2 protein-coding genes are annotated in these 2,819 nt (G+C 64.8%); both read left to right on the top strand.

Translation table 11 applies throughout. The annotated features are described in order from the left end of the window. Nucleotides 1-440: 440 nt before the first annotated feature. A complete protein-coding gene (locus ACXJL8_RS38260; protein ID WP_456622348.1) occupies nucleotides 441-1,955 on the top strand; it encodes a caspase family protein in 1,515 nt (504 codons plus the stop codon). A gap of 144 nt (nucleotides 1,956-2,099) precedes the next feature. Continuing rightward, nucleotides 2,100-2,771 (top strand): OmpA family protein, encoded by a 672-nt coding sequence (locus ACXJL8_RS38255; protein ID WP_456686732.1) that lies wholly within the window; start codon nucleotides 2,100-2,102, stop codon nucleotides 2,769-2,771. Nucleotides 2,772-2,819: the final 48 nt, after the last annotated feature.

The following is a 2,819-nucleotide window of genomic DNA, read 5'->3' as shown; positions in this document are numbered from 1 at the left end:
TGCTGGGGGTGCGCGGCGAGATCGTGGCATAGCGGTGGGCGTAGTTTTCGTGGGCGGTTCCCTTGGGGGTTGGTGTTGGCTTTTATTTTTGTGAGTGGACGGGACGATCCATCGCAGCAAGCCATCGTCCACCGGAAAGGTCAAACACCGCGCATTGCAACGCAGACTGGCCCATAATGTGAGACCAATCACATTATCGTCGCCATGGCTGTCCTAACATGACTGCCACAATGCCCAACCGGACAGCCTCGAGTGCAATCGTGACCGCCCGTTCATTCCCCTCGCGGCACGCCCCTGCGTCGCGGTCAAATGTCGCGATAACGCCGAATCTGCAAGCGGTTGACGCCCCACTTCCCCGGTTTGATAATGCACATTGCGTAAGTTAAGGTCGCCGCGGCGCAAGCTGGGAACGGCGCCTTTTTGGCTGGACCGCGCTGATTATGAAAATTCGCTTCGTTCTTCTTCTGCCATTGCTGGTTTCGCTCGTCGCGGCCGCGCCATCCTTGGCGGCCGGCGACCGCTATGCGCTGGTCATCGGCAATGCCAAATATCCGGACGCGGACGCCCCGCTCAAGGAACCGCTCAACGACGCGCGCGACGTCGCCGACGAGCTCAAGCGTGACGGCTTTTCCGTCGAAATCGGCGAAAACCTGACCAGCGACGGCATGCGCCGTGCCTTCGACAAGCTCTACGGCAAGATCAAGCCGGGCTCGGTGGCGCTGGTGTTCTTCAGCGGTTTCGGCATCCAGTCGGCCCGCCAGAGCTACATGCTTCCGATCGATGCGCAGATCTGGACCGAATCCGATGTGCGCCGCGACGGTTTCAGCCTCGAGACCGTCCTTGGCGAGCTCAACACCCGCGGCGCCGGGGTCAAGATCGCGCTGATCGACGCCAGCAGGCGCAACCCGTTCGAGCGCAGGTTCCGCAGCTTCTCCGCCGGCCTGACGCCGGTCATCGCGCCGAACGGCACGCTGGTGATGTATTCGGCGGCGCTGGCCTCGGTGGTGTCCGATGCCGGTGGCGAACACAGCCTGTTCGTGCAGGAACTGCTGAAGGAAATCCGCGTCCCCGACCTGATGGCGGAAGAAACGCTGAATCGCACAAAGATGGGCGTCACCCGCGCCTCGCGTGGCGAGCAGGTGCCGTGGATTTCGTCCTCGCTGGCCGAGGATTTCTCCTTCATTCCGGGTGCGAGCGGATCGCGCCCGGCGGCAGCCGCGCAGCCGCCGGCACCTCCGCCGCCCGTGGTCGCAAACAATCCTCCGCCCGCTCCACCGTCGCCGCCTCCGGCACCGAAGCCTCCGGCTGAGACAACCGCCGCGCCAGCCCCGCCGGCTCCGCCAGCTCCGCCAAAGCCGCAGGTGGAGGCCGCTCTGCCCCCGGCGCCGCCGCCCGTGAAGCCGGCCGATCCCGGCCCCGGGCCGAGCACCGATAGCGGCCCGAGCCAGGCCGCATTGGCCGACGACCCGACCGTCAAGAGCCTGACGGCCAAGATCGCCGCCAATCCGGACGACGTAAACGCGCTGTACCGGCGCGGCCAGGTCTATGCCAGCAAGGGGGCCTACGGCCTCGCCATCAAGGATTTCGACGACACGCTGCGGATCAACCCGAAGGACGTCGAGGCGCTGAACAACCGCTGCTGGACCCGCACCGTGGTCGGCGATCTCCAGGCCGCGCTGAAGGATTGCAACGAGGCGTTGCGGCTGCGGCCGAATTTCGTCGATGCGCTGGACAGCCGCGGGCTGGTCAACCTCAAGTCGGGAGCGGTCAAGAACGCCATCGCCGATTTCGACGCGGCGCTGAGGATCAACCCGCGCCTGACGTCCTCGCTGTTTGGCCGGGGGATCGCCAAGCAGCGCAACGGCTCGGCCCAGGAAGGGGCGCTCGACGTCGCCAACGCCAAAGCGATGGATCCGAACATCGTTCAGGAATTCGCAAGTTACGGAGTACGTTGATATTTTTTTGAATTGAGGCCGGTCCGCCTCGAACCCTCGGCGGCCCGGCGAAGACTAATCGGACGGATGCCGCAAGCGGCCTTTTGGGGGCCCTAGTGCAGAATTTTGGAACCGCGCGGACTTGCTGCGCAGGAGGGACTGGCAATGAGATTGGCTGTCAGAGGACTTACCGCGATCCTTTCGATCATCACCATCGGCGCCGCTCTGTCGTKGCCGGTCTCGCCCGCGCGCGCGGGCGACGACGGCAACAGCAAGAACGTCACCGAGGACGAGATCATCCGCGCGCTGGCGCCCGCGCCGAAGAAGCCCCTGACCCGCGGCCTCTCGATCAGCCCGCAGGCCGATCCCGCGCCGAGCGCGACTGAGACCAAGCTGATCCAGTCCGTGCGCGGCCGTTCAACGCGCTCGCTCTCGTCGACCGAGCGCGAGGAGATCGCCTCGGCCGCCAAGGACAAGCCGAACATCGATCTCGAGATCACGTTCGACTACAACTCGGCCAATATCAGCAACAAGTCGCTGGCCTCGGTTCAGGCGCTCGGCCGGGCGCTGACCAGCCCTGAGCTGAAGGGCTCGACCTTCGTCGTCGCGGGCCACACCGACGCCGCCGGCGGCGAGGCCTACAATCAGGACCTGTCGGAGCGTCGCGCGGATTCGATCAAGCGCTACCTCGTCGACAAGTACAGCATCTCGGCGACCGACCTGGTCACCGTGGGCTACGGCAAGAGCAAGCTGAAGGACCCGAACCAGCCGATGGCGGAGGTGAACCGCCGCGTGCAGGTCGTCAACATGGAAAACAAGACCACCGCATCGAAGTGACCACGGCGCAATCCTGTTGAAGTGACAAGTCCTGATGTGGTGTAAAAG

Source organism: Bradyrhizobium sp. P5_C11_2 (assembly GCF_054049755.1).
The sequence above is the reverse complement of the archived record's forward strand: the minus strand, read 5'-3'. Positions and strand labels throughout refer to the sequence as shown.